This window comes from Pseudomonas sp. NFPP25 (assembly GCF_900116505.1).
Taxonomy (GTDB): Bacteria; Pseudomonadota; Gammaproteobacteria; order Pseudomonadales; family Pseudomonadaceae; genus Aquipseudomonas; species Aquipseudomonas protegens.
On sequence record NZ_FPBG01000003.1, the window covers coordinates 648,731 to 675,361 of the forward strand.

A 26,631-nucleotide genomic window follows, 5' to 3' on the forward strand; every position below is an offset into this window, starting at 1 on the left:
ACCACCATGAGTGACAAGCCCGGTTACCGGCGCCCGCAAGCGGGCACTCAGCCTGATTACCTGCACCCGGCCTACCAGTCGACCAACACCCGCTCGCCGTCCAAGCCGCTGGTGTTCATTCCCCACTCGCTGTCGGAAATCACCGGCCCGAGCATCGGCGCCGAGTCGATCCAGGAACGGGACAACGACCTGACGGCCCAGCACGAAGGGCAGCCCCAGGGCGAGCGCATCATCATCCACGGCCGGGTTCTGGACGAGAACGGCCTGCCGGTGCCGGGCATCCTGGTGGAGATCTGGCAGGCCAACGCGGCCGGTCGCTACAACCACGACCGCGACTTGCACGATGCGCCCCTGGACCCGAACTTCACCGGCACCGGGCGCACCGTGACCGACGCCGACGGCTGGTACCAGTTCCAGACCATCAAGCCCGGGGCCTACCCCTGGGGCAACCACCACAATGCCTGGCGCCCGGCGCATATCCATTTTTCGCTGTTCGGGCCGAGCATTCTTACCCGCCTGGTGACCCAGATGTATTTCCCTGGCGACCCGCTGCTGGCTTATGACCCGATCTACAACTGCGTGCCGGACACCCGCGCCAAGGAACGCCTGATCGCCAGCTTCGACCTGGAGAAAACCATTCCTTCCTACGCCCTCGGTTACCGTTGGGACATTGTCCTGCGCGGCCGCGACGCCACGCCGATGGAGAAATAACGTGACCCTGACCGCGACTACATCCCACACCGTCGGCCCCTACTACCACATCGGCCTGACCTGGCTGAACCGCGAAGACCTGACCGAGGAAGGCACCCTGGGCGAGCGGGTGGCGATCACCGGCCAGGTGGTGGACGGCAACGGCAACTTCGTCAACGACGCCATGCTGGAAGTCTGGCAAGCCAACGCCGCCGGCAAGTACCGCCACCCCGAAGACGATCAGGCCAAACCCCTGGACCCGAACTTCCAGGGGTTTGGCCGGGTGCCGGTGGACGCCGAAGGGCGCTTTCGCTTCACCACCATCAAGCCGGGCACGGTGCCGGGCCTGAAAGGCACGACCCAGGCCCCGCATCTGGTGGTACTGGTGTTCGCCCGCGGTTTGGTCAAGCACCTGCTGACCCGCATCTACTTCGAGGGGGAGCCGGCCAACGCCAGCGATCCGCTGCTGGCCTGCGTGCCCGAGGAGCGCCGAGGCACCTTGCTGGCCAAGGCCGATGCTGACGGTCACTACCAGTGGAACGTGATCCTCCAGGGTACTGACGCCGAAACCGTGTTCTTCGACTACTGACCCGGCCTTGTGTGGCCACTGCCGCGGGTTGCGTAGCAGGCGCGGCGGGCTTGAGACCGGCAGAGGTTCGGTTTGAGACCGCCAAGCAAGGCCCTTCGGGCCTTTTCGCAGCCTCGCCGTGGCTTGGCAGCGGCTACAGTCGCTACAGGTTGATAGGGTCGATTGACCTCTGCCCGGGAGCGGGCAGGGCGCTATCCGCAGGGAACGGGAATGTTGCCAAGTGTGTCTAGACTCACACTGTCCCCCATGAGTGAAAAAACCATGACAACAACGACAAGTCACTACACCGGAGAGGAACGCAGCAAAAGGATCTTTGCCATTGTCGGCGCCTCCTCCGGCAACCTGGTGGAATGGTTCGACTTCTATGTCTATGCCTTTTGCGCCATCTATTTCGCCCCGGCCTTCTTTCCCTCCGACGATCCGACGGTGCAGTTGCTCAACACCGCCGGGGTGTTCGCCGCCGGCTTTCTGATGCGGCCCATCGGCGGCTGGCTGTTCGGCCGGGTCGCCGACCGTCATGGGCGCAAGAACTCGATGATGATCTCGGTGCTGATGATGTGCGCCGGTTCCCTGGTGATCGCCTTCTTGCCCACCTACGCCAGCATCGGTGCCTGGGCGCCGTTCCTGCTGCTGGTGGCGCGCCTGTTCCAGGGCCTGTCGGTGGGCGGCGAGTACGGCACCACCGCCACCTACATGAGTGAAGTGGCGCTCAAGGGCCAGCGCGGCTTCTTTGCCTCCTTCCAGTACGTGACCCTGATCGGCGGGCAACTGCTGGCGGTGCTGGTGGTGGTGATTCTCCAGCAGTTTCTCGATGAGGCCGAGCTCAAGGCCTGGGGCTGGCGCATTCCCTTCGTGATCGGTGCCATCGCCGCGGTGATCTCGCTGCTGCTGCGCCGTTCGCTGAAGGAAACCACCAGCAAGGAAATCCGTGAGGACAAGGACGCCGGCAGCATCGCTGCGCTGTTCAAGAACCACTCGGCGGCGTTTATCACCGTGCTCGGCTACACCGCCGGCGGCTCGCTGATTTTCTACACCTTCACCACCTACATGCAGAAGTACCTGGTGAACACCGCGGGCATGCACGCCAAGACCGCCAGCTACATCATGACCGGCGCGCTGTTTCTCTACATGTGCATGCAGCCGCTGTTCGGCATGCTGGCGGACAAGATCGGCCGGCGTAACTCGATGCTCTGGTTCGGTGCCCTGGGTACGCTGTTCACAGTGCCGATCCTGCTGACCTTGAAGACCGTCACCAGCCCGTTCCTGGCCTTTGTGCTGATCACCCTGGCCCTGGCCATCGTCAGTTTCTACACCTCCATCAGCGGCCTGGTGAAGGCCGAGATGTTCCCGCCGCAAGTGCGCGCACTCGGGGTGGGCTTGGCTTATGCGGTGGCCAATGCGATCTTCGGTGGCTCGGCGGAATGGGTGGCCCTGAACTTCAAGAACATGGGCATGGAAAACACCTTTTACTGGTATGTCACGGTGATGATGGCGATTGCCTTCCTGTTCAGCCTGCGCCTGCCGAAACAGGCCGCCTACCTGCACCACGACCTTTGACCTGTGTACCTGCGCCCGGCTCGGGCGCAGGTTTGCCAAGGACTGTTTATGACCCTGACTGCGAGCAATCAGTTGTTCGATGCCTACTTTACTGCCCGGGAAATGCGCGGGGTGTTCTGCGATCAGGGGCGGGTCCAGGCCATGCTCGATTTCGAAGCCGCCCTGGCCCGGGCCCAGGCCCGCGTCGGGGTGATCCCGGCCAGTGCAGTAGCGCCCATCGAGGCCGCCTGCCATGCCGGGCTGTATGACTTCCAGATGCTGGGCGAGGCGATTGCCACGGCCGGCAACTCGGCCATTCCGCTGGTCAAGGCCCTGGGCCGACAGATCGCCCGCAGCGATGGCGAGGCCGAGCGCTTTGTGCACCTGGGGGCTACCAGCCAGGACGTGATGGACAGCGGGCTGGTGCTGCAACTGCGCCGCGCCATGCTCCTGCTGGAGCAGGACCTGGAGCGCCTGGGGGACATCCTTGTTGCCCAGGCCCAACGTTACGCCACGACCCCGATGGCCGGCCGCACCTGGCTGCAACATGCCACGCCGGTGACCCTGGGGATGAAGATCGGCGGCTGGCTGGGGGCATTGACCCGCAGCCGCGAGCGCCTGCAGCAGCTCAAGCCGCGTTTGCTGGTGCTGCAGTTCGGCGGCGCTTCCGGAACCCTGGCGGCTTTGGGCGAGCAGGCCTTGCCGATTGCCCAGGCCCTGGCCGACGAGCTGCAATTGGCCCTGCCGGAGCAGCCCTGGCACACCCAGCGCGACCGCCTGGTGGAGTTCGCTTCGGTGCTGGGCCTGTTGGCCGGCAGCCTGGGCAAGCTGGGGCGGGATATCAGCCTGCTGATGCAGACCGAGGCGGCGGAGGTCTTCGAACCCTCGGCGCCGGGCAAGGGCGGGTCGTCCACCATGCCGCACAAGCGCAACCCGGTGGGCGCGGCGGTGCTGATCAGCGCCGCGACCCGGGTTCCCGGCCTGCTGGCGACGATGTTTGCCGCCATGCCCCAGGAGCACGAGCGCAGCCTGGGCCTGTGGCATGCCGAATGGGAAACCCTGCCGGAGATCTGCTGCCTGGTGTCTGGCGCGTTGCAACAAGCATTACTGGTGGCCGAAGGCCTGGAGGTCGACAGCGCGCGCATGGCGCACAACCTCGACCTGACCCAGGGGCTGGTGCTGGCCGAAGCGGTGAGCATTGCCCTGGCCCAGCGCCTGGGGCGGGAAACCGCCCACCATCTGCTGGAACAATGCTGCAAGCGCGCAGTGGCCGAGAAACGCCATCTGCGTGGGGTATTGGGGGAGGATTCCCAGGTTACCGCCGAGCTGTCGGCGGCGGACCTGGATCGTCTATTGGACCCGGCGCACTACCTGGGTCAGGCGCAGGCCTGGGTCGAGCGCGCCGTGGCTGAACATTTTGCCTTGAAGGCCTGAAGGAGACTGCTGTGGGATTCGTGAAACTCGCCGAGGGCGAACTGCACTATCAACTCGAAGGGCCCGAGGGCGCGCCGGTACTGGTGCTGTCCAACTCCCTGGGCACCGACCTGCACATGTGGGACAAGCAGATGGCGGCCTTCACCCGGCACTTCCAGGTGCTGCGCATGGACACCCGTGGCCACGGCCGTTCCCTGGTCACCGAAGGTCCCTATAGCATCGAGCAACTGGGCCGCGACGTGGTGGCGCTGCTGGATGCGCTGGATATCCAGCGTGCACATTTCTGTGGCCTGTCCATGGGCGGGCTGATCGGCCAGTGGCTGGGGATCAATGCCGGCGAGCGTCTGCACAAGCTGGTGGTGTGCAACACCGCGGCGAAGATCGGCGACCCGTCCGTATGGAACCCGCGGATCGAGACCGTGCTACGTGACGGCCAGGCAGCCATGGTGGCACTGCGCGATACCTCCATCGCCCGCTGGTTCACCAGCGACTTTGCCGAAGCTCACCCTGACCAGGCCAAGCTGATCACCGACATGCTCGCGGCCACCTCGCCGCAAGGCTATGCGGCCAACTGCGCGGCGGTGCGGGACGCGGATTTCCGTGAACAGCTGGGGGCGATCAAGGTGCCCACCCTGGTGATTGCCGGCACTGAAGACGCCGTGACACCACCGTCCGGTGGGCATTTCATCCAGCAGCATGTGGCGGGCGCGGAGTATGCCGAGTTCTATGCTGCGCATTTGTCCAACGTCCAGGCCGGCGACGCTTTCAGCGCCCGGGTCGTGGATTTTCTGCTGGCCTGAGAGTCGATTCAAGGAGCCCTTTGTGGACGAGAAACAGCGTTATGACGAAGGCATGCAGGTTCGCCGCGCGGTGTTGGGCGATGCCCATGTGGACCGCAGCCTCAATGCCCTGACCGAGTTCAACTCGGAGTTCCAGGAAATGATCACCCGCCATGCCTGGGGCGACATCTGGACCCGCCCGGGCCTGCCGCGACACACCCGCAGCCTGATTACCATCGCCATGCTGATCGGCATGAACCGCAACGAGGAGCTCAAGCTGCACCTGCGGGCCGCCGCCAACAATGGGGTGAGCCGCAGTGAGATCAAGGAAGTGATCATGCAGAGCGCGATCTACTGCGGAATCCCGGCGGCCAACGCCACCTTCCACCTGGCGGAATCGGTGTGGGACGAACTGGGCATCGAATCCCGCAGTTGAGGCGCCGGGGCTGCACCGCGCGATTTCAGACGGTGGCCAGAATGAACACCCGCTTGAACGGGAACAGCGTCCGGCCATCGCCTTCGGGCGGATAGTAGCGATGTACCCGTGCCAGGTAATGGTTGAGGAAGCATTGTCGTTGCCGCTCGTCCAGGCTCAGGAGTACGGGGCGCAAGGCCGAGACCTTGACCCAGTCGAAGATCGGCGACTGGCCTTCCACGACCTGCAGGTGTTCGGTTTCCCAGATGTCCAGTTCCCGAGTCAGGGGCGCCAGCAAACGGTAGTAGCTATCCAGCGACAGTACCCGGCGCTCGGCCATGAACGCCCGCAGCTCCGGGGTGCCCAGCGGCTTGCCGTCCGGTCCTGCCTGTTCCAGGCTTTCGAGTATCAACTGATACCACAGGGCGTCGCGCCAATTGGGCATATGCGCCGCCAGGCAGCCGCCGGGGTTGAGCTGGTTCAACAGGCGCGGCAGCAGGTGTTCGTGGTCACTCATGAAGTGCAGCACTGCGGCAGCGAACAACAGGTCGGCAGGCTGTTCGGCTTTCCATTGCAGCAGGTCGCACCTGCGCCACAGCGCCTTGATCGGCAGGCAGCTGGCTTCGGCAAGCATTTCCGAGGAGCTGTCCACGCCTGTCAGCTCCGCGTAGGGCCAGCGCTGCGCCAGCAGTTGAGTGGCGATACCTGTTCCGCAACCCAGGTCGTAGATGTGATGGGGGTGCTGCAGGGCGACATGATCCAGTAGCTCGACCGCCGGTCGTTCTCGCAGGCGCACGAACTGCTGGTAGGCCTGGGGATCCCATTGGGTGCTGAGGTTCCTGGCCGTGGTCGGCTGAGGCTTGGTACTCATGTAAACATCCTTTTTAAAGTTGTCGTCCAATGACATTCAGGGTTCTGAGGAGCAGGGCTGCACCACGTCGCGTGTCCTCCTCACGCAGCAGCGAGAGCAGCCCGTACAGGCTGGGAGCGGTACCTTGCGCTGAGGTTTCGGCCTTGGCCATGCGTAGTGCATTGCCCAGCATCCAGCTGGCAGCGGTGGCTTCTTCGAACTGTTGCGCAAGTTTTTCGATCATCGCCTGATCGAGCATGTCGATCAGATCGCAAAGCAGGGACAACAGGTCGACCATGTTGTCCAGGCGAGCGCTGTCCAGCAGCGGCTGGAGCTTTTTCATCAGGGCTTCCAGGCCTGGTGTGCCGGCGACTTCAGGCTGGGTCGCCCTTGGACCAGGCATGCTTGGATCAAAGCTGTCCATGGCGTTGTCTCCTCCCTGTGCAGGGTCAAAGCATTCCGCGGGCTACGGCCCAGTACAGGCCGCGATTGAATCCGGTGCGCAGCAGGCCACCCAACTTGCTCGACGGGGTGGGCAGAACGTCGTGGGCATAGTCGTACCAAAGGGGCATGCCGGCATTGAGGCCCATCTGCGCGACCGCCTGGACCCTACCGTCATAAACCGCCTCGGGAGAGCCCAGGCGGATTTCTCCGGCAATGTTGTTGGCAATCACCGGGGCCTGGTTGTGGCAGGCGCCGCCGGCCTTGCTGATCGGCAGGTCGACGGTATCGCCAATCACATAGACCCGCTCCAGGCCATAGACTTGCAGGGTTTCGTGATGGGTCGGCAACCAGCCCTCCTGGCCCTGTGCCTGAGACGCGCCGGATTCGAGCACGGCGTCCACGGCCCGGATCGGCGGGGTGGCCATGAGAATGTCGAAAGGCTGCTCAGCGCCTTCCTCCGAGTAGGCGATGCGCCGGTCCGGGTCGACCCTGGCCAGGGTGAAGCCGCGCTGGAAGCGGATGTTCCTCTGTTCGAAGATATCCGGCAGTACCTCGCCGACCGGGCGTTGCAGGAACAGGCAATTGCGCAGTAGCTGCGCGGTGCTGGGGTAGGTGTAGATGATCTCGACCCGATCCCGTACTCCGCGCCGCCGCAGGAAGTCATCGAGCATCAGGGTCGTTTCTACCGGCGCGATGCCGCATTGATGAGGAACATTGGGTGTTTGCGGAAACGACACGGTGATGAACACCCGGCCCTTGTCGATCCGGCTCAGGCGCTGTGCCAGTTGCCGGGCAGGCTGGTATTGGTAGAAGTGGTCGCCGGCTTCCTTGAGCCCCTCGATCCGTTCCGGTGCCGGCACGCAGCCGGTGGCGATCACCAGGAAATCGTAGCCAAGACGCTTGCCGCTGCGAGTGTGCAGGCTCTGGGCGGCAAAATCGAAGCGGGTGACGGGGTCGACCCGGAAGGTTATTTCGGGGCGTAGCAGGGAGCGTTCGGGTCGCTTGAGTTCTTCTTGGAAGAACAGGTTGAACGCCACATACATGAAGGCGGGCTTGTAGAAATGATCCGGCGATTCGGACAGCAGGGTGATTTTGACCTCGTCCCTGAGTATCTCCGGGTAGAGCTTGCTGACCAGTTGATTGGCCAGGATGGTACCGCCTACACCTCCTCCGACAATGACGATGTGCTTGCTCATAACGCAGACCCTCCAAGGCTACGCCAGCTTCACGTACGACATCCGATGGATAACGGAACTGAATCGATAGGTTTCCTTTCCTGGAAGCGAGCACTGCCCGCCTGAAGTGAATACCCCTTTACTTTATCTGTGTATTGGATTTTTTTTACTAAGCCCGACCAGCGGACCTCTCCTTGGGCGCCACGGTTCAAGGCCGACAACTGCAGGGGCCGGCCTTTTGGCTCGGCCCCGTGTTGGAGGGGCTTACAGCAGGCTGAGGGGATAGCTGATGATCAGGCGGTTCTCGTCGAACTCGTTGTTGCTGAAGTCCCGGCGCATGGTGGAGTTGCGCCACTTCAGGTTGAGGTTCTTCAGTGTGCCGCTCTGGACCGTGTAGGCCACTTCGCTTTCCCGGCCCCATTCCTTGCCGTCGCTGACGGTGGCGGTGTGCACGTTGCTGCCGCTGATGTAGCGGTTCATCAGGGTCAGGCCGGGAACGCCCAGCGCGGCGAAATTGTAGTCATGGCGCACCTGCCAGGACTTCTCCTTGGCGTTGTCGTAGCTGGCGTTGTAGCTGTCGTTGGCCAGGGTGCCGCCGCTGGTGCCATTGACCCGCATCCAGGCGCTGTCGCCAGTGAGCTTCTGCAGGCCTACATAGAAGGTGTTGCCGCCATATTTGGCCGAGAACAGGCCGGACCAGGTGCGGTTCTCCATGTCGCCGGCGCGGGCGCTGCCGTCTTCCTTGCCATAGAAGAAGCCCAGGTTGGCGCCCAGGGTCCAGTCGCCCAGGGGTTGGCTGTGGATCAGGTTGACGAACTGCTGGCTGTAGATGTCCTTGAGCTGGGCATTCCACAGGGCGATCTGGGTGCGCTTGTCGTTGAAGGCATATTCGGCGCCCTGGAAGTTGAAACGGTCGGAGGTGAAGGCCGCTTTGCCGAACATGCTCATGTCACTCATGCTGCTGTCGTCACGCGGGCTGTTGGCGCGGAACTGGCCGCCATAGAGGGTCAGTCCGGCAATTTCCTTCGAGGTGATCTGGCCGCCGCGAAAGGTCTGTGGCAGCGAGCGGCCGTCGTCGGAGCGCAGGATCGGTAGCACTGGCATCCATTCGCCGACCTTGACCTCGGTCTGAGACAGTCGCGCCTTGAAGGCTACTCCCAGGCGTCCGAAGTTGTCCGCCGGCCGACCGTCGTGATCCAGGGGCAGCAGTTGGGTGCCGCCGGTGCCCTTGCCGCCGTCGAGTTTCAGCGAGTAGAGGCCCAGCACGTCCATGCCGAAGCCGACGGTGCCCTGGGTGAAGCCGGACTTTGCATCGAGGATGAAGCTCTGGGTCCATTCCTCGGCCTTGCCCTGGGCCTTGGTCGGGTTGGTGAAGTTGCGGTTGAAGTAGAAGTTGCGCAGGGTCAGGTTGGCCTGGGCATCTTCGAGAAAGCCCGACTCTGCGGCCAGTGCCGGCAGGGCGGTGCTGCTCAGCGCCAGGGCCAGGAGGCTGGGCAGAAGGTAGGACGGCGGGGTGCTTGGCTTCATTCGTCGGTCTCTCTAATTGTTAGGGGTGCAGCCGGCCAGTGCCGCGCAAAGGGTCTGGGCACAGGTTTCAGGGGAGCAGGGTGGAACCAGAGGTATCAGCCGCAGCGGGCAGGGCGTGGGGGCATGGCATCGGACCTGTTGTTATTGGTGTGTCCAGGTGCCGGGAATGGTGCGTCGCGGATCAGGGCCAATCAATTGGACGAAACACTTTTTGGGCGGTAATCGAACACAAATGTTCCAGTTGGTACATATAAAAAAACCCACCGTCAGGTGGGTTTTTCATATGGCCAGGTGACGCTTCAGAACAGGTGCAGCGCCGGGGCTTTTTCCGCCAGTGGCTCGTTCTTCGCTGTCTGTTCGCTCCAGCCACCGCCGAGGGCCTTGTACAGGTTGACCTCGCTGGTGAGCTGCGACAGGCGATCGGTGATCAGTGCCTGCTGGGCGCTGAACAGCGACCGCTGGGCATCGAGGAAGGTCAGGTTGCTGTCGACCCCGATACGGTAGCGGCGCTCGGCCAGACGATAGTAGTCCTGGTTGGCGTTGACGAAATCACGCTGGGCCTGCAACTGCTGGTTGTAGGTCTGGCGTGCCGCCAGGCCATCGGAGACTTCCTGGAAGGCGGTCTGGATGGATTTCTCGTACTGCGCGACGGTGATGTCTTTCTGGATTTTCGAGTAGTCCAGGCTGGCGCGCAGGCTGCCGGCGTTGAAGATCGGCAGGTTGATCTGCGGCTGGAACAGCCAGGTGCCCGAGCCCCCCTTGAACAGGCCCGAGAGATCCGGGCTCAAGGTACCGGCATTGGCGGTCAGGCTGATGCTCGGGAAGAACGCTGCCCGCGCCGCGCCGATATTGGCGTTGGCCGCTTTCAGCTTGTACTCGGCTTCGAGGATGTCCGGACGCCGTTGCAGCAGCTCCGACGGCAAGCCTGCCGGCAGGTCGCTCAGCAGGTCAGCCGACAGCGGCTGGGCCTTCGGCAGATTGGCCGGAATCGCCGCACCCAGCAGCAGGGTCAGGCTGTTTTCGTCCTGGGCCACCTGGCGGGTGTAACGGGCCAGTTGCACCCGGGCGTTTTCCACCGAGGTCCGCGACTGGCTCAGGTCCAGGGCCGACGCCACACCCACTTCGTTGCTGCGCGAGGTCAGCCGGTAGCTTTCCTCGTAGGCGGCGAGGGTGTCCTGGGTCAGCTTCAGCAGTTCCTTGTCGGCCTGCCAGGTCATGTAGGCGTTGGCCACGCTGGCCACCAGGCTGATCTGGGTGCTGCGCCGGGCTTCTTCGCTGGAGAAGTAGGTCTGCAGGGCCTGCTCGCTCAGGCTGCGAACGCGGCCGAACAGGTCCAGTTCATAGGCACTGACGCCCACGGTGGCCGAGTACTGGCTGGTGATCCCGGCTTCGCCGGTCTGCGACATGCGTGCCGGAGTGCGCTGGCGGCTGCCGCTGGCGTTGGCCGAAACCGCAGGGAACAGGTCAGCCCGCTGGATCTGGTACTGCGCGGCGTAGGCATCGATGTTCAGCGCCGCGACCCTGAGGTCGCGGTTGTTTTCCAGGGACGTCTGGATCAGTTGCTGCAGAGCCGGGTCATGGAAGAACTGCCGCCAGCCCTGTTCGGCGGCCGCCACGTTGGCGGCCTCCTTTGGCGAGTAGGCTGGGCCTTGGGGGAACTGCGCCGCCACCGGCGCTTCCGGGCGCTGGTAATCCGGGATCAGCGAGCAACCACTTAGCGCGATGGCGGTGATTGCCAGGGAGAGTAGCGACTTGCTCATTGGCCAGCCTCATTAGGGGTTGCAGTAGTTTCTGACAGGTCCGCTTTCCTGCGGCCCATGGACGATACGGTGACGAAGAACAATGGCACCCAGAAGATCGCCAGGATAGTCGCGGTGAGCATACCGCCGATCACCCCGGTACCGATCGCATGCTGGCTACCCGAGCCGGCGCCCGTGGAGATGGCCAGTGGCACGACCCCGAGGACGAAGGCCAGGGAGGTCATGATGATCGGCCGCAGACGCATCCGGCAGGCTTCCACCGCGGCGTCTACCAGGCTGCGGCCCTGCTCGTGCAGTTCCTTGGCGAACTCGACGATCAGAATGGCGTTTTTCGCCGCCAGACCAATGGTCACCAACAGACCCACCTGGAAGTACACGTCGTTGGACAGGCCGCGCATGCTGGTTGCCATGAGTGCACCGATGATCCCCAGGGGCACAACCAGCATCACTGCGATCGGAATCGACCAGCTTTCATACAGCGCCGCCAGACACAGGAACACCATCAGCAGGGACAAGGCGTACAGCGCAGGTGCCTGGGAGCCCGACAGACGTTCCTCGTAGGACAGGCCGGTCCAGGAGATACCGACACCCGCCGGCAGCTTCGCGGCAATGGCCTCGACTTCGGCCATGGCTTCACCGGTACTGTAGCCAGGGGCCGGGGCACCGAGCACTTCCATGGCTTCCACGCCGTTGTAACGGGCCAGCTTGGGCGAGCCGTAGATCCACTCGCCCTTGGCGAAGGAGGAGAACGGCACCATGGTTCCGGCGCTGTTGCGTACGTACCACTTCTTCAGGTCTTCGGGGCTCATGCGGGCACCGGCCTGACCCTGGATGTACACCTTCTTCACCCGACCACGGTCGATGAAGTCGTTGACGTAGCTACTGCCCAGGGCAATCGACAGGGTGTTGTTGATATCGGTGAGGGTCACGCCCAGGGCACTGGCGCGCTCGTCGTCGATGGTCAACTGGTACTGCGGTTCATCGTTCAGGCCGTTCGGACGTACCTGGGACAGCACCTTGCTCTGGGCTGCCATGCCGAGGAACTGGTTGCGTGCAGCCATCAGTTTCTCATGGCCGATACCGGCGCGGTCCTGGAGGAACACGTCGAAACCGGTGGCGTTACCCAGCTCCAGTACCGCCGGAGGGGCGAAGGCGAACACCATCGCGTCACGGAAACTGAAGAAGTGCTGCTGGGCGCGGGCTGCCAGGTTGAACACGTTGTTTTCCGCGGAACGCTCGCCCCACGGCTTGAGCATGATGAAGGCCATGCCCGAGCTCTGGCCGCGACCGGCGAAGTTGAAGCCGTTCACGGTGAACACCGAAGCCACGGTGTCCTTTTCCTTGTCCAGCAGGTAGGCGCGCATTTCGTCCACCACCACCTGGGTCCGCTCGGCACTGGAGCCGGCCGGAGTCTGTACCTGGGCGAACAGAACGCCCTGGTCTTCTTCCGGCAGGAACGCGGTCGGGATGCGAGTGAACAGCCAGATCATGCCCAGGACGATCAGCACGTAGGCCAGCAGGTACGGAACCTTGTGGCGCAGCATGTTGCCCACGCCGCGTTCGTAGCTCTTCACGCTGCGATCGAAGGTGCGGTTGAACCAGCCGAAGAAGCCGCGCTTCTCGGTGGCGTGTTCGCCTTGCGGTACGGCCTTGAGCATGGTGGCGCACAGGGCCGGAGTGAAGATCAGGGCAACCAGCACCGACAGGGCCATGGCCGAGACCACGGTGATCGAGAACTGCTTGTAGATCACCCCGGTGGAGCCGCTGAAGAAGGCCATTGGCAGCAGTACCGCGGACAGCACCAGGGCGATACCCACCAGGGCTCCCTGGATCTGGCCCATGGACTTTTTCGTCGCCTCCTTGGGCGACAGCCCTTCCTCGTGCATCACCCGCTCGACGTTCTCCACCACGACGATGGCGTCGTCCACCAGCAAGCCGATGGCCAGCACCATGCCGAACATGGTCAGGGTGTTGATGCTGAAACCGGCCGCCGCAAGGATGCCGAAGGTACCCAGCAGTACCACCGGCACCGTCATGGTGGTGATCACCGTGGCGCGGAAGTTCTGCAGGAACAGGAACATCACCAGGAACACCAGGACGATCGCTTCCACCAGGGTTTCAACCACACCCTTGATGGATTCGGTCACCACCGGGGTGGTGTCATACGGGAACACCACCTTCATCCCTTGCGGGAAGAAGGGTTCCAGGTCCTTGATGGTGTTGCGCAGGGCCTTGGCGGTGTCCAGGGCGTTGGCGCCGTTGGCCAGTTTCACTGCCAGGCCGGACGCCGGCTTGCCGTTGAACTGGGCGCTGATGGCGTAGTTCTCGCCACCCAGGCCGACGTCCGCGACATCGCCCAGACGCACTTGCGAGCCGTCCTTGTTGACCTTCAGCAGGATCGCCTTGAACTGCTCGGCAGTCTGCAGGCGGGTCTTGCCGATGATGGTGGCGTTGAGTTGCTGGCCGGGCAGGGCAGGCAGGCCGCCGAGCTGGCCGGACGATACCTGGACGTTCTGCGCGGCAACCGCGGTCTTCACGTCCACCGGGGTCAGGTTGTAGTTGTTAAGCTTGGCCGGGTCGAGCCAGATCCGCATCGCGTACTGGGCACCGAATACCTGGAAGTCACCGACGCCCGCGGTCCGCGAGATCGGGTCCTGCATGTTCGACACGATGTAGTTCGACAGGTCGTCCTTGGACATGCTGCCGTCCTCGGAAACCACGCCGATCACCAGCAGGAAGTTCTTCACTGCCTTGGTCACGCGGATACCCTGCTGCTGCACTTCTTGAGGCAGCAGCGGAGTGGCCAGGTTGAGCTTGTTCTGTACCTGAACCTGCGCGGTGTCCGAGTTGGTGCCCTGTTCGAAGGTCGCGGTGATGGTCATGCTGCCGTCGGAGTTACTTTCCGAGGACACATAACGCAGGTTGTCGATACCGTTGAGCTGCTGCTCGATCACCTGAACCACGGTGTCCTGCACGGTCTGTGCGGAAGCGCCTGGGTAGGTCACGGAGATGGCGATCGCTGGCGGCGCGATGCTCGGGTACTGGTTGATCGGCAATTTGAGGATCGATAGAGCCCCGACCAACATGATCACCAGGGCGATTACCCAGGCGAAGATCGGACGGTCGATAAAAAATTTCGACATGGTTTACTCCCCTTTGCCGCCTGCAGCTTTGTCAGTTGCCTGTGCAGGGGCCGGGTTCTTCGCTGGAACGTTGGTTGCTTCGCTGGCCTTGACTTCAATGCCCGGCTTGACGAACTGCAGGCCTTCGGTGATCAGGCGATCGCCGGCTTTCAGCCCATCTTCCACCAACCACTGGCTGCCGACCGTGCGGCTGGCCTTGAGTTGACGCAGCTCGACCTTGTTATCCGGGCCAACCACCAGGGCGGTCGGGGTGCCTTTCAGGTCGCGCGTCACGCCTTGCTGGGGAGCCAGGATCGCCGCGCTGTTCACCCCGGCTTGCAGCTGGGCGTGGACGAACATGCCAGGCAGCAGGGTGTGCTCAGGGTTCGGGAACACTGCGCGCAGGGTCACCGAGCCGGTGGTTTCGTCCACCGAGACTTCGGAGAATTCCAGCTTGCCGTCGAGCTTGTACTGGCTGCCGTCTTCCAGGGTCAGTTTGACCTTGGCGGCATTGTCGCCGACTTTCTGCAGGCGGCCGCTTTCCAGTTCGCGACGCAGTTCCAGCAGTTCCACCGAGGACTGGGTAACGTCGACGTAGATTGGGTCCAGCTGCTGGATCACGGCCATGGCATCGGCCTGGCCATTGCTCACCAGGGCGCCTTCGGTCACCGAGGAACGGCCGATTCGGCCGGTCAGTGGCGACAGCACTTTGGTGTAGCGCAGGTTGATCTGGGCGCTTTGCAGCGAGGCTTCCGACTGCAGGCGGTTGGCCACGGCAGTGTCGTATTCCTGGCGGCTTACGGCCTGCTCGTTGACCAGTTGCTTGTAGCGATCAGAAATCGACTTGGTCGATTGCAGATTAGCCTCGGCACTCTTCAGCGTTGCCTCATAGACCGATGGATCGATCTGATAAAGCTGCTGACCTTCCTTGACGTCTCCACCTTCTTTGAACAGACGCTTGAGAATGATCCCGTTTACCTGTGGGCGAACTTCGGCGATGCGGAACGCAGTGGTCCGGCCCGGGAGTTCGGAAGTCAAGGTAAAGGCTTGTGGTTGCAGGGTAACGACGCCGACCTGAGGGGCTTGAGGGGCAGGTGCCGCCTCTTCCTTTTTACATCCGCTGAGCAGCGATGCCAGGGCGACGGCAGTGACCAGAGCGGTAACAGCTGGCTTGAGTTGCATGAAAATCCTCGGGTCAGGCACGCAAGATGCGCACAAGAAAAGTGGAAGGGTAAAAATGCTTGGCTGAGTGGATAAGTAGCTTGCTAAGGAATATACTTACGTTCATGGTTGTTTGTAAATACCCCTGCGGCGTACCCATCCGGTTACAAAAGCCCCTGTAGGTGTTGAATTGTAGGCTGGGCAAACGGCACTCGAGATGCCGTTCCATATTTATTCAGAAGGTCTTCACGCATCGCTGAAAGATCCTGATCGAGGTTTTACTGCCATGGTCCGTCGTACCAAAGAGGAAGCTCAAGAAACTCGCAGCCAGATACTCGAGGCTGCCGAAAAGGCCTTTTACGAGCGTGGCGTGGCGCGTACCACCCTGGCCGACATCGCGGCGCTGGCGGGAGTCACGCGAGGTGCCATCTATTGGCACTTCAGCAACAAGGCCGACCTGGTGCAGGCCATGCTCGACAGCCTGCGTGAACCTTTGGATGAAATGGCCGCGGCCAGTGAGAATGTAGATGAAATGGACCCGTTGGGCTGCATGCGCAAGCTGCTCATTCATTTGTTTCATCAAGTTGCCCTGGACCCGAAAACCCGACGCATCAATGAAATCCTGTTTCACAAGTGCGAGTTCACCGACGAAATGTGCGACCTGCGCCGCCAGCGTCGCGCTGCCAGCCTGGACTGCAACGTACACATCGAGCTGGCGTTGCGTAATGCAGTGAATCGTGGGCAATTGCCCGAGAATCTCGATGCGGCGCGGGCAGCTATCACGTTGCATGCGTTCATCGATGGCATTCTCTACCAGTGGTTGCTGGCCCCTGACAGCTTCGCCCTGCACACCGAAGCAGAGCGCTGGATCGACATCGGGCTGGATATGCTGCGCTTGAGCCCCAACCTCCGTCATTAAGACAAAATGCGTAATTGAGTCCGGTTGTGTCAACATTTAAGGCGAGGGACGTTCATACCCGGGGTCGCACTTCACAATGGGGTGCTTTTATATACGGGCTTGCTGCCGGTTGATAGATAGCGAGCTACGTATTTTGTAGGGATTTTGTTGCGGGTGTGTGAATGAGTGTGAGCCCTTCACCGTTCAACGGCGCGGAACACCCCATCAAGGGGATCGCCCTGATCTGCCTGGCGGTCCTGTTGTTTGCCAGCCACGACACGTTATCCAAATACCTGTCGGCTTTTTATCCCATCGTCATGGTGGTCTGGGCCCGCTATGTGGTGCACACCCTGTTGATGCTGGTGGTCTTCGTGCCGCGCAGTGGTTTCTCTGCGGTGGTGCGCACCAAGCGCCCCGGGCTGCAATTGCTGCGGGCCCTGTGCCTGATCGGCACCAGCCTGCTGTTCACCACCGGCCTGCGCTATATACCCCTGGCAGAAGCGACCGCGGTCAACTTCCTGGCGCCCTTGCTGGTGACTGCCCTGTCGGTGCCGTTTCTGGGGGAGCGGGTCAGTCGCGCCCAGTGGCTGGCAGTGCTGGCGGGGTTCGTCGGGGTGCTGATTGTGGTGCGTCCCGGGGGCGCGTTGTTCACGCCGGCAATCCTGCTGCCGCTGGGGTCGGCGCTGTGCTTCGGCTTCTACCAGTTGCTGACCCGCAAGCTCAGTGGTGTCGACAGCCCGACCACCAGCAACTTTCTCACCGGGATCCTCAACAGCCTGATCATGAGCGCGCTGCTGCCGTTCTTCTGGAGCACGCCGACGCTAGTTCATGGGCTGTTCATGATCGGCCTGGGCACCTGCGGCATGCTCGGCCACATGTTGCTAACCCAGGCGTTCCGCCATGCCGCGCCGGCGATGCTGGCGCCTTTCAGCTATGGGCAGATTCTTTTCGCCGGGCTCTTTGGCTACCTGATCTTCGACCATACCCCGGACCAGTACGCCCTGGTCGGTATCGCGGTCATCTGCCTCAGCGGCCTGGCGGTGGCCTGGGCCCAGCGCAAACGCTGAATGGCTTTCTGTAGCCCCTGCCGCAGGCCGCGACAAGGTCCGCAGGACCTTCATCGAACTTGAGATGATCGCGCCCCTTCGGGGCGACCGTGCGTACGCGGCCCGAGCCTGCGGCAGCGGCTACAACGAATGTGCAGGCCATGAAAAAGCCCCGGCTCGCGAGAGTCGGGGCTTTTTATCGAGCGATGCAGGCTTACAGAGTCGGGTAGTCGATATAGCCGACCGGGCCCTTGCCGTAGAAGGTTTCCGGGTGCGCTTCGTTCAACGGCGCATCGGCCTTCAGGCGGGCTGGCAGGTCAGGGTTGGCGATGAAGGGCACACCAAAGGCCACGGCGTCAGCCTTGCCAGCGGCCAACCAGGCGTTGGCGCTGTCCTTGGTGAAGCGTTCGTTGGCGATGTAGGGGCCGCCGAAGGCTTCTTTGAGTTGCGGGCCCAGGCTGTCGGCGCCTTCTTTCTCCCGGGAGCAGATAAAGGCGATACCGCGTTTGCCCAGCTCCCGAGCGACGTAGGTGAAGGTCTCCGCCAGGTTGGCATCACCCATGTCATGGGAGTCGGCACGTGGTGCCAGGTGCACGCCTACCCGGCCGGCACCCCAGATCTCGATGGCCGCGTCGGTGACTTCCAGCAGCAGGCGGGCACGGTTTTCCAGGGAGCCGCCGTACTGGTCGGTACGCTGGTTGGTGCTGCTTTGCAGGAACTGGTCCAGCAGGTAGCCGTTGGCGCCGTGGATTTCCACGCCGTCGAAACCGGCGGCCTTGGCGTTTTCCGCGCCGACCCGGTAGGCGTCGACGATGTCGGCGATTTCAGCGGTTTCCAGGGCCCGCGGAGTTGGGAAGTCGGCCAGTGGGCGCACCAGGCTGACATGCCCCTTGGGCTGCAGGGCGCTGGGTGCCACCGGGGTTTCGCCGTTCAGATAGGACGGGTGGGAGATGCGTCCGACGTGCCACAGCTGCAGGAAGATCTTGCCGCCGGCGCCGTGTACTGCCTTGGTCACATTGGCCCAGCCACGCACCTGGTCGTTGGACCAGATGCCGGGGGTGTCCGGGTAGCCCACGCCCATGGGGGTCACCGAGGTGGCCTCGCTGAGGATCAGGCCGGCGGAAGCCCGTTGTACGTAGTACTCGGCCATCAGCGCGTTGGGTACGCGGCCGGCATCGGCGCGGCAGCGGGTCAGCGGCGCCATGATGATGCGGTTGGACAGTTCGAGATCGCCGAGTTTGATCGGATCAAAGAGAGTCGTCATGGAATGCAGCCTTCTTTAAGGGATAGGGAGAGGATCAGTGGGTTGCAGGAGCCAGTTCGGCGTTGCCGCCCTGGCGAAAGGTAATCAGCGTCACCAGCAGGGCCAGGATCGCCAGGGCCGCAGCCGCCAACGGCACGCTGGTCAGGCCGAAGCCGTGGGCGATGACGCTGCCGCCGACCCAGGCACCCAGGGCATTGCCGATGTTGAAGGCGCCGATGTTCAGGGTCGAAACCAGGTTCGGTGCGGCCTTGCCGAAGGTCACTACGTTGACCTGCAACGCCGGCACTGCGGCAAACGAAGCGGTGGCCCAGAGGAACAGGGTGATCTCGGTGGGGATCAGCGCCACGCTGGTCCAGGTCAGTACGGTGGAGACCACGGCCATGGCCGCGAACACGCCGATCAGGGTGGCGCCCAGGCGCTTGTCCGCCAGTTTGCCGCCGATGATGTTGCCCAGGGTCAGGCCCAGGCCGATCAGCAGCAGGGTCCAGGTCACGCCCTTGGGCGAGACACCGGTGACATCACCGAGCAGCGGTGCAACGTAGGTGAAGAGGGTGAACATCGACGCGGCGAACAGCGCGGTCATGCTCAGGGACAGCCAGATGCCCGCGCCCTTGAGGGCCGCCAGCTCTGCACGCATGTCGAGTTTTTCCTCGTCGCGCTTGGCCGGCAGGAAGCGCAGCAGGCCGATCAGCGCCACCACGCCGATGACCGTCACCGCCCAGAAGGTCGAGCGCCAGCCGGCGGCCTGGCCCAGGGCGGTGCCCAGGGGCACGCCAAGGACGTTGGCCAGGGTCAGGCCGGTGAACATCAGGGCCACGGCCGAAGCGCGCTTGTTGGCGGGCACCAGGCCGGCGGCCACCACTGAACCGATGCCAAAGAAGGCACCATGGCACAGCGCGGTGATCACCCGGGCAAACATCAGCACGTTGTAATCACTGGCCAGTGCACACAGCAGGTTGCCGACAATGAAGATTCCCATCAGCGCCACCAGGGCTGCCTTGCGGGGCAGGCGGGCAGTGGCCAGGGCCATGAAGGGCGCGCCGATGGCCACCCCAAGGGCGTAGCCGGTGACCAGCCAGCCGGCGCCGGGAATCGACACGCCGAGGTCCGCCGCCACATCGGGCAGCAGGCCCATGATGACGAACTCGGTGGTACCGATGGCGAAGGCACTCAAGGCCAGGATGAGAAGCGAAAGGGGCATTGTCGGGTCCTTGTCAGGTCAGAGCTGTTGGCTCATTTGCGTGAGGAACTGCTGGATGGTTTCCTCGTTGCGTTTGAAAAAATGCCATTGGCCGACTTTCCGGCTGCTGATCAGGCCTGCGCGTTGCAAGGTGGCGAGGTGGGCGGACACGGTCGACTGCGACAGGCCGCAGCGTTGGTCGATCTGCCCGGCGCAGACGCCGTGCTCATTGCTGTGAGCCTGATCGGGAAATTCGACAGTCGGGTCTTTCAGCCAGTGCAGGATTTCCCTGCGAACCGGATGTGCCAGGGCTTTTATTATTTCGTCGAGGTCGAGGGACATGGCGGTGCTCGTTTTTTGTGAAACGTTGTATCGCGATGAAGCGAAATTTAAATCGTTATTTCGCGATATACCAATATGATTTTGGTCTTAAATCATTACTTATCGGTATATCGGGTTATAACGATATGTTGGTCGCAGTGCTAAGCTGCGTCCATGAATTATCTCGCACATCTGCACCTTGGCGGCCAGCGCCCGGGTCAATTACTCGGCAGCCTGTATGGCGATTTCGTCAAGGGACGCCTGCAAGGGCAGTTTTCGCCCGAGGTCGAGGCGGCGATCCAGCTGCATCGGCGCATCGATACCTACACCGACAGTCACCCGCTGGTGGTGGCGGCGCTGTCGCGTTTCTCCCTGACGCGAAGGCGTTACGCCGGCATCGTCATCGACGTGTTCTTCGACCATTGCCTGGCCCGGGATTGGCAGCATTACGCCGACCGGCCCCTGCCGCTGTTCACCGCCGAGGTGTACCGGGTGCTGGCGGCCGAGCCGCAGTTGCCGGCGCGGCTGGCGCAGATTGCGCCTTACATGGCGGCGGATGACTGGCTGGGTTCCTATCGCGAGTTCGCGGTGCTGGAGCCGGTGTTGCGGGGGATTGCCCGGCGCCTGTCACGGCCAGAGGAGCTGACCGCGGCGATGGTCGAGCTGGAACGGCTGTATGAACCGTTGAGCGAAGACTTCCGCGCTTTCTACCCGCAATTGCAGGCATTCGCCGCGCAGCACATCCAATTGCCCTGACTCACGATGGCTGTTGTAGGAGCTGGCTTGCCAGCGAAGGTGCTCTCATGACCGACGCAGGTTTCAAGGGCCTTTTCGCCGGCAAGCCGGCTCCTGCAGAGAGTTTCAGGCGGCGACCAGTTCGCCGTTGCGGCGTGGTTCGGCGGGCAGCATGACATCACCGAACAGCGCCTTCTGCACTGCTTGCTGGGCCTGGAAGGCCAGCGCCGCACGTTCCTGGCCCTGGCAGGCAATCGGCTTGAGCAGGTGGATCTCCACCTGGCCCCGGTCATTGGCGAACAGGCGCATCAGGTGCGAGAGCAGATCGTCGTCGCCGATGAAGGGCGCCAGGGTATCGATCTGGCCGTCGCGCAGGTAACGGATCGCCACTGGTTGCAGGCAGACGTCGGCATCGATGGCGCTGGCCAGCAAGCGCCCGTGGAAGGTGCGCAGGCCACGGCCATCGGTGGTGGTGCCTTCGGGGAACAGCAGCAGTGGGTGCTGCTCCTGCAAATGCCGGGTCATCTGCTTGCGGATCAACTGGCTGTCACCGGCGCCGCGGCGGATGAACAGGCTGCCGGCCTTGGCGGCCAGCCAACCGGCCACCGGCCAGGTGCGCACTTCGGCCTTGGACAGGAAGGACAGCGGCGTCAGCATGCCCAGCAGCGGGATATCGGTCCAGGACACATGGTTGCTGATCCAGAGCATCGGTTGGCGGGGCAGCTCGCCATGCACCGAGACCTGAAAGGGCAGGGCATTGCTCAAGCGTGCCATGAAGAAGCGCGACCAGCGCTGGCGCCGGACCATGGAGTTGGCGACCCCCAAGCGTTCCAGCAAACCGAAGATACTGGCCATGCTCAGGCCCAGCGCCACCACCAGCAGCACTCGGGCGATACGCCCGTAGACCCGCAGCCGGCGCATCAGACCGCCGCCTTGAAGTGCCGGGCGTAGCGCGGGCACAGCTCGTCGCGCTTGAGCAGGATGAACACATCGGCGACCTGGAAATCCTCGTCCCAGCACGGCTCGCCGCAGATCTTCGCGCCCAGGCGCATGTAGGCCTTGAGCAGGGGCGGCATCTCGGCGATCACATTGGACGGAATGTCCAGGCTCGGCAGCGGGTTCTTCGGCTCGGCCCGCAGGTGCTCGGTGCACAGGTAGCGCTCGCGCAGGCGCTGCATGATCGCCTGGGCCTGCACGCCGCCGTCCTGCATGGGAATGCTGGCGCAACCCATCAGGTAGCTGTAGCCACCCTGATTGAGCACTTCCGCCAGTTCGCCCCAGAGCACGGCGATGGTGCCGCCGTTGCGGTAGGCCGGGTCGACGCAGGTGCGGCCGATCTCCAGGATCGGCCCTTTGAGCTGCACCAGGCCGTGCAGGCTGAATTCTTCTTCGCTGTAGAAACGCCCCAGGCTGCTGGCGGCCTGGTGGTCCAGCAGGCGGGTGGTGGCCACCAGGCGCCCGGTGTTCAGGTCGCGCACACCGATGTGGCTGCAATGAACGTCATAGTCATCCATGTCCAGACCCAGTTCCGCGCCCTTGAGCTTGGCGTTGAACTCGCCACTGAAGACGTTGAAACGCAGGGCCTGGGCTTCTTGCAGAGCCTTCGCGCCGATCAGGCGTTCGGCTTGCAGGCGGCGTTCAGTGCCGGTGTCGCTGATGCGGGCGATCTGAGTCATCGTGAATCTCCGTGCGGGCTACTGACCCGCCTTGGGTTGCAGCCAATCGACTTTGTTGTGCAAAGTCAGGCTATGTAGCCCCGGTGTCATCGCCATGAAGCTTTGGTGATGCTTATATGACAGCCCCTGAGGACCTTCGAATGCCCTGGCAAGCCCTGCTCGAGAGCTGTGAACGATTGCCCGCCAACCCCGACCTGGCCGAGGGCTACGGGGCTTTGCTGGCGCACCTGGGCAACGTCACGCCCTTCGAACTGGCGGTGCGCGGCGGGCGCTTGATGGCCACCCCGGGGCTGGCGTTCCTGGTGGGCTACCAGGCGGCATTGCGCATGTTGTGGCCCAGCGCGCCGTCCAGTCTGGGGGCTTTGTGCGCGACCGAACGCCGCAGCCTGCGCCCGGCGGACATGCAGACCCGCCTGGAGGATCTGCGCCTGCACGGGCGCAAGGATTTCGTCACTGCCGGAGATGCCGCCGACTGGCTGCTGGTGGCGGCTCGCTGCGAAGCCCCGGGGGAGCGCGCAGCCCTGCGCCTGACGGTGGTCTATCCCGGCGAGCCCGGGGTCAAGGTCCAGACCTTGCCTGCCATTGCCCTGATGCCGGAGATCAGCCACGGCTGCCTGGAGCTGGACAACGCCGCCTGCGAGTTGCTCGCCGGCGACGGCTGGGATGCCTACGTCAAGCCGTTCCGCACCCTGGAAGACATCTATGTCCTGAGCGCCATGCTGGCCTGGCTGTATGGCGTGGGGCAGGACAGCGGCTGGCCGCAGCCCTTGCAATTGCAATTGCTGGGCTTGCTGGCCGGCTGTGCCGAAGCCAGCCGGCAGAACCCGGCGCTGAGCAGCGGGCACATTCTGCTGGCGGGCCTGTTCGTGCAGTTCGAGGCGCTGAAACCCGAGATCGGCATTGCCTTCGCCCAGGGGCCACAGCTCTGGCGCGAGCAATGGACCCGCGACCAGGCCCTGCTGGACCTCGCCGCCAGCGCTCGCGCACAGCGCCTGGCCAAGGCCCTGGCCTCCCTGTAGGAGCCGGCTTGCCGCGAGGAATGCGCAGTCTCCGAAACCGCATTCGCTGGCAAGCCAGCTCCTACAAGAAGCGGTTCTCGCGCCCTATCGAATATTCGCCCAACCCTGTAGGAGCCGGCTTGCCGGCGAAGGTTGTCGCGAAACGGTCATGTGCCCGCAATAGGCTCGGCCCCAGACGGCTCTCGAGTGTCCTTCATGCCCAAAGCTTGGTTGCTGCTGGCCCTGCTTCTATTACTCAGCCTGCCGGCCCGGGCCGAGGAGTGGCCGGCGCTGCAATGGAGCCAGGGCACGCCAGCCAGCGGCCCGGCGCTGCAGGCCCTGGAGGAATACGCCTTTGTGCCCCGGGACGATGAATCCCGCCAGGGCATTCGCACCGACGCCTTGCTGGTGATCCGCGACGGTCGACTGCTCTACGAGCGCTACGCCGGGGCAACCGGGCCACAGACGCCCCATCTCGCCTGGTCCGCCAGCAAGAGCCTGCTGGCGGTGCTGCTGGGAGTGGCCTTTGGCGAGGGGCGGTTCCAGTTGCAGGACCCGGCGGCGAAGTTCTACCCGCCGCTCGAGGCCCATCCCGACATCACCCTGGCGGACCTGCTGCACTGGGCCTCGGGCCTGGATTGGCAGGAAGACTATGAATACGCCCCTCTCAACTCTTCGGTGGTGGCCATGCTCTACACCCGCGGGCACCGGGACATGGCCGCCTTCACCGCGCAACAGACCGCCTCCGGCCCGCCGGGCCAGGTGTTTCGCTATTCCAGCGGCGACAGCAACCTGCTGGCGGCCAGCCTGCGGGGCATGGTGGGGGAGGGGCAGTATGCGGACTATCCCTGGCGTGCCCTGTTCGAACCCCTGGGTATCACCCAGGCGGTGTGGGAGCGGGATGCTGCTGGCACTTTCGTCGCTTCCTCGTACCTCTACCTGACGGCCCGCGATCTGGCTCGCATTGGCCTGCTGATGCAGCGCGATGGCCGTTGGCGCGACCGGCAATTGCTGCCCAAGGCCTGGGTCGAATTCTGCCGCACGCCCTTTCGTGGCTATCGGGCCAACCAGGACGTGGCCGTGGCGGGCGGGCACTGGTGGCTCAACCGCGAGGTGGACGGGGCGCCACGACCCTGGCCGGATGCCCCCGCCGATACCTACGCCGCGCTGGGACACTGGGGCCAGGCGCTGTATGTGCTGCCGGCGCAGCGCCTGGTGATCGTGCGCTATGGCGACGACCGTGACGGGAGCTACCAGCACAATGAATTGCTCAAGCGGGTGCTGGCCGCCTTCGCCACGCCGGAGCAGCCATGAAGCCCTGGCCCTTGATCCGTCGGCGTCCGCTGCTCAGCCTGCTGGCGCTCGGGCTGCTCCTGCTCCTGCTGCTGGGCTGGGGCTGGCAGCAGCGGGTGGCGTTGCAGGCCTTCCCGGACATCCTCGGGGCCTACACCGCCAAGGAGTACTGCTCCTGCCGTTACGTCATGCAACAACCTGCCGACTACTGCCGCGCCTACGTGCGCCAGTACCTGCCCACCAGCGCTTTTCTCGATGAGCCGCAGCCCCGTCGTGTCACCGCCAGCGCGCTGGGGCGCACCCATAGCGCGGTCTGGCGCAGTGCCCGTGAAGGTTGCCGCCTGGCCCCCTGACCGGGGTCGAAACGATGGCGGCAGCTTTGTGTTCCATCCAGTGGAACCACATTTGATTGTCCTGTGCCCCGGCTCGCGGTTATCTGACGCAGAGCTTCGAGCACGCCCTGGCCCTCGTGCAGCGCTCCGAAAAAAAGAACGGGAACCCACCCGGCCCAGAGGAGATACGCCATGACCCGACACCAGCACATTCTTGCCTGGCTCAACGATGTCGCCAGCGACCTGCGGGCCATCCGCCAGGACATTCACGCCCACCCCGAGCTGGGTTTCGAGGAAAACCGCACCGCGGCGCTGGTGGCCCGCAGCCTTGAAGAGTGGGGTTATGAAGTGCACACCGGCGTGGGCCGGACCGGCGTCGTAGGGGTGCTGCGCAACGGCAGCAGCCCCCGCACCCTGGGCCTGCGGGCCGACATGGACGCCCTGCCGATCATCGAGAACACCGGGGTGCCCTACAGCAGCCGCTACAGCGGTTGCATGCACGCCTGCGGGCATGACGGCCACACCACCCTACTTCTCGGGGCGGCCCGTTACCTGGCGGCCACCCGGCAGTTCGACGGCACCCTGAACCTGATCTTCCAGCCGGCGGAGGAGGGCCAGGGTGGCGCCGAGGCCATGCTTGCCGACGGCCTGCTGGAGCGTTTCCCCTGTGATGCCCTGTTTGGCCTGCACAACATGCCGGGGCTGCCGGCCGGGCACCTGGGCTTTCGCGAGGGGCCGATGATGGCCTCCCAGGACCTGCTTAACGTGATAGTCGAAGGCGTCGGCGGCCATGGCTCCATGCCGCACCTGACGGTAGACCCGCTGGTGGCAGCGGCGAGCATGGTCATGGCCTTGCAGACAGTGGTAGCGCGCAACATCGATGCCCAGGAAGCCGCGGTGGTCACCGTCGGTGCCCTGCAAGCCGGCGAGGCGGCCAACGTCATTCCCCAGCAGGCCCTGCTGCGCCTGAGCCTGCGGGCCCTCAACGCACCGGTGCGCGAGCAGATGCTGGAGCGGGTCAAGGCCATTATCCGCACCCAGGCCGAGAGTTTCGGTTGCTCGGTCAGTATCGAGCATCGCCCGGCCTATCCGGTGCTGGTCAACAGCCCGGAGGAAACCGAGTTCGCCCGCAAGATCGGTGTCGAGCTGGTGGGGGCCGAGGCGGTCAACGGCAATACACCGAAGCTGATGGGCAGCGAAGACTTCGGCTGGATGCTGCAGCGCTGCCCGGGCAGCTACCTGTTCATCGGCAACGGCGTGGCCCAGCCGATGGTGCATAACCCGGGTTACGACTTCAACGACGACATCCTCCTCACCGGCGCGGCCTATTGGGGCGCCCTGGCGGAAAGCTGGCTCAAACCGTCCTGACCCTTCCTGTTCCTGTGTCCCTGACTGCCCCGGGCGTG

At 63.7% G+C, this 26,631-nt stretch carries 25 protein-coding genes; 13 read left to right on the top strand and 12 right to left on the bottom strand.

The annotated features are described in order from the left end of the window. The first annotated feature begins 6 nt into the window (after nucleotides 1–6). From pcaH to pcaC, 6 genes are all read left to right on the top strand, one after another. On the top strand, nucleotides 7–711 hold the full coding sequence (gene pcaH, locus BM382_RS15040; RefSeq protein WP_041116326.1) for a protocatechuate 3,4-dioxygenase subunit beta: 705 nt from the start codon (nucleotides 7–9) through the stop codon (nucleotides 709–711). 1 nt (nucleotide 712) lies between these two features. After that, nucleotides 713–1,279 carry a protocatechuate 3,4-dioxygenase subunit alpha gene (pcaG, locus tag BM382_RS15045; protein ID WP_053156683.1) on the top strand — a complete coding sequence of 189 codons (567 nt, stop codon included), beginning with the start codon at nucleotides 713–715 and terminating at the stop codon, nucleotides 1,277–1,279. Nucleotides 1,280–1,525: 246 nt separating this feature from the next. Further along, complete coding sequence (locus BM382_RS15050) at nucleotides 1,526–2,836, top strand: MFS family transporter (protein WP_258611541.1); 1,311 nt, start codon at nucleotides 1,526–1,528, stop codon at nucleotides 2,834–2,836. 48 nt (nucleotides 2,837–2,884) lie between these two features. Then, nucleotides 2,885–4,249: a 3-carboxy-cis,cis-muconate cycloisomerase gene (locus BM382_RS15055; protein ID WP_011059665.1), complete on the top strand. Its 1,365-nt coding sequence runs from the start codon at nucleotides 2,885–2,887 to the stop codon at nucleotides 4,247–4,249. Between the two features lie 11 nt (nucleotides 4,250–4,260). Continuing rightward, nucleotides 4,261–5,049, top strand: coding sequence for a 3-oxoadipate enol-lactonase (gene pcaD / locus BM382_RS15060; RefSeq protein WP_072443199.1), 789 nt, complete (start codon nucleotides 4,261–4,263; stop codon nucleotides 5,047–5,049). Between the two features lie 22 nt (nucleotides 5,050–5,071). After that, the gene (pcaC, locus tag BM382_RS15065) at nucleotides 5,072–5,464 is read left to right on the top strand and encodes a 4-carboxymuconolactone decarboxylase (RefSeq protein ID WP_011059667.1); all 393 of its coding nucleotides are present in this window, start codon (nucleotides 5,072–5,074) and stop codon (nucleotides 5,462–5,464) included. Between the two features lie 25 nt (nucleotides 5,465–5,489). Here the strand turns inward: pcaC and BM382_RS15070 are convergent, their stop codons facing one another. The 7 genes from BM382_RS15070 to emhA all read right to left on the bottom strand — a co-directional run bounded on the left by BM382_RS15070 (nucleotide 5,490) and on the right by emhA (nucleotide 15,503). Continuing rightward, nucleotides 5,490–6,314 (bottom strand): methyltransferase domain-containing protein, encoded by an 825-nt coding sequence (locus BM382_RS15070; protein ID WP_011059668.1) that lies wholly within the window; start codon nucleotides 6,312–6,314, stop codon nucleotides 5,490–5,492. Nucleotides 6,315–6,327: 13 nt separating this feature from the next. Then, nucleotides 6,328–6,717 (bottom strand): helical membrane plugin domain-containing protein, encoded by a 390-nt coding sequence (locus BM382_RS15075; protein WP_019094783.1) that lies wholly within the window; start codon nucleotides 6,715–6,717, stop codon nucleotides 6,328–6,330. A gap of 25 nt (nucleotides 6,718–6,742) precedes the next feature. Further along, entirely contained in the window at nucleotides 6,743–7,933 is a 1,191-nt protein-coding gene (locus tag BM382_RS15080; RefSeq protein ID WP_065364446.1) for an NAD(P)/FAD-dependent oxidoreductase, read from the bottom strand. 243 nt (nucleotides 7,934–8,176) lie between these two features. After that, nucleotides 8,177–9,439: an OprD family porin gene (locus BM382_RS15085; protein ID WP_041116337.1), complete on the bottom strand. Its 1,263-nt coding sequence runs from the start codon at nucleotides 9,437–9,439 to the stop codon at nucleotides 8,177–8,179. 299 nt (nucleotides 9,440–9,738) lie between these two features. Further along, entirely contained in the window at nucleotides 9,739–11,199 is a 1,461-nt protein-coding gene (locus tag BM382_RS15090) for an efflux RND transporter outer membrane subunit EmhC (RefSeq protein WP_011059672.1), read from the bottom strand. Then, on the bottom strand, nucleotides 11,196–14,342 hold the full coding sequence (locus BM382_RS15095) for an efflux RND transporter permease subunit (protein ID WP_041751993.1): 3,147 nt from the start codon (nucleotides 14,340–14,342) through the stop codon (nucleotides 11,196–11,198). Before BM382_RS15095 ends, BM382_RS15090 begins: the two co-directional genes overlap by 4 nt. Before the next feature lie 3 nt (nucleotides 14,343–14,345). Then, nucleotides 14,346–15,503, bottom strand: a complete 1,158-nt coding sequence (gene emhA / locus BM382_RS15100) for an efflux RND transporter periplasmic adaptor subunit EmhA (RefSeq protein WP_015634435.1) — start codon at nucleotides 15,501–15,503, stop codon at nucleotides 14,346–14,348. 265 nt (nucleotides 15,504–15,768) lie between these two features. Between emhA and emhR the strand changes: the two genes are divergently transcribed. Then, nucleotides 15,769–16,401 (top strand): efflux system transcriptional repressor EmhR, encoded by a 633-nt coding sequence (gene emhR, locus BM382_RS15105; RefSeq protein WP_011059675.1) that lies wholly within the window; start codon nucleotides 15,769–15,771, stop codon nucleotides 16,399–16,401. Nucleotides 16,402–16,562: 161 nt separating this feature from the next. Next, nucleotides 16,563–17,447 (top strand): DMT family transporter, encoded by an 885-nt coding sequence (locus BM382_RS15110; RefSeq protein ID WP_011059676.1) that lies wholly within the window; start codon nucleotides 16,563–16,565, stop codon nucleotides 17,445–17,447. A 193-nt stretch (nucleotides 17,448–17,640) separates the two neighbouring features. Here BM382_RS15110 and BM382_RS15115 read toward each other — a convergent pair whose 3' ends face one another. The 3 genes from BM382_RS15115 to BM382_RS15125 are packed head-to-tail and all read right to left on the bottom strand — an operon-like array spanning nucleotide 17,641 to nucleotide 20,212. Then, the gene (locus BM382_RS15115; RefSeq protein ID WP_011059677.1) at nucleotides 17,641–18,690 is read right to left on the bottom strand and encodes an alkene reductase; all 1,050 of its coding nucleotides are present in this window, start codon (nucleotides 18,688–18,690) and stop codon (nucleotides 17,641–17,643) included. A 34-nt stretch (nucleotides 18,691–18,724) separates the two neighbouring features. Then, nucleotides 18,725–19,891 (bottom strand): MFS transporter, encoded by a 1,167-nt coding sequence (locus BM382_RS15120; protein ID WP_011059678.1) that lies wholly within the window; start codon nucleotides 19,889–19,891, stop codon nucleotides 18,725–18,727. Nucleotides 19,892–19,909: 18 nt separating this feature from the next. Then, nucleotides 19,910–20,212: an ArsR/SmtB family transcription factor gene (locus tag BM382_RS15125; RefSeq protein WP_011059679.1), complete on the bottom strand. Its 303-nt coding sequence runs from the start codon at nucleotides 20,210–20,212 to the stop codon at nucleotides 19,910–19,912. Nucleotides 20,213–20,365: 153 nt separating this feature from the next. Between BM382_RS15125 and BM382_RS15130 the strand changes: the two genes are divergently transcribed. Then, entirely contained in the window at nucleotides 20,366–20,947 is a 582-nt protein-coding gene (locus BM382_RS15130) for an acyl carrier protein phosphodiesterase (RefSeq protein WP_011059680.1), read from the top strand. A gap of 105 nt (nucleotides 20,948–21,052) precedes the next feature. Here the strand turns inward: BM382_RS15130 and BM382_RS15135 are convergent, their stop codons facing one another. Then, nucleotides 21,053–21,847, bottom strand: coding sequence for a lysophospholipid acyltransferase family protein (locus BM382_RS15135; RefSeq protein WP_011059681.1), 795 nt, complete (start codon nucleotides 21,845–21,847; stop codon nucleotides 21,053–21,055). Then, entirely contained in the window at nucleotides 21,847–22,602 is a 756-nt protein-coding gene (gene olsB / locus BM382_RS15140) for an L-ornithine N(alpha)-acyltransferase (protein WP_015634439.1), read from the bottom strand. The genes BM382_RS15135 and olsB overlap by 1 nt, the downstream gene beginning before the upstream one ends. Before the next feature lie 140 nt (nucleotides 22,603–22,742). Here olsB and BM382_RS15145 point away from each other — a divergent pair, with 140 nt between their 5' ends. From BM382_RS15145 to BM382_RS15160, 4 genes are all read left to right on the top strand, one after another. Beyond that, nucleotides 22,743–23,621: an acyl-CoA dehydrogenase middle domain-containing protein gene (locus BM382_RS15145; RefSeq protein ID WP_072443201.1), complete on the top strand. Its 879-nt coding sequence runs from the start codon at nucleotides 22,743–22,745 to the stop codon at nucleotides 23,619–23,621. 195 nt (nucleotides 23,622–23,816) lie between these two features. Next, nucleotides 23,817–24,914: a serine hydrolase domain-containing protein gene (locus tag BM382_RS15150; RefSeq protein ID WP_072443203.1), complete on the top strand. Its 1,098-nt coding sequence runs from the start codon at nucleotides 23,817–23,819 to the stop codon at nucleotides 24,912–24,914. Then, nucleotides 24,911–25,246: an amidase gene (locus tag BM382_RS15155; RefSeq protein ID WP_072443205.1), complete on the top strand. Its 336-nt coding sequence runs from the start codon at nucleotides 24,911–24,913 to the stop codon at nucleotides 25,244–25,246. Before BM382_RS15150 ends, BM382_RS15155 begins: the two co-directional genes overlap by 4 nt. A gap of 171 nt (nucleotides 25,247–25,417) precedes the next feature. Beyond that, nucleotides 25,418–26,593, top strand: coding sequence for a M20 aminoacylase family protein (locus BM382_RS15160; RefSeq protein WP_011059686.1), 1,176 nt, complete (start codon nucleotides 25,418–25,420; stop codon nucleotides 26,591–26,593). Nucleotides 26,594–26,631 lie beyond the last annotated feature (38 nt).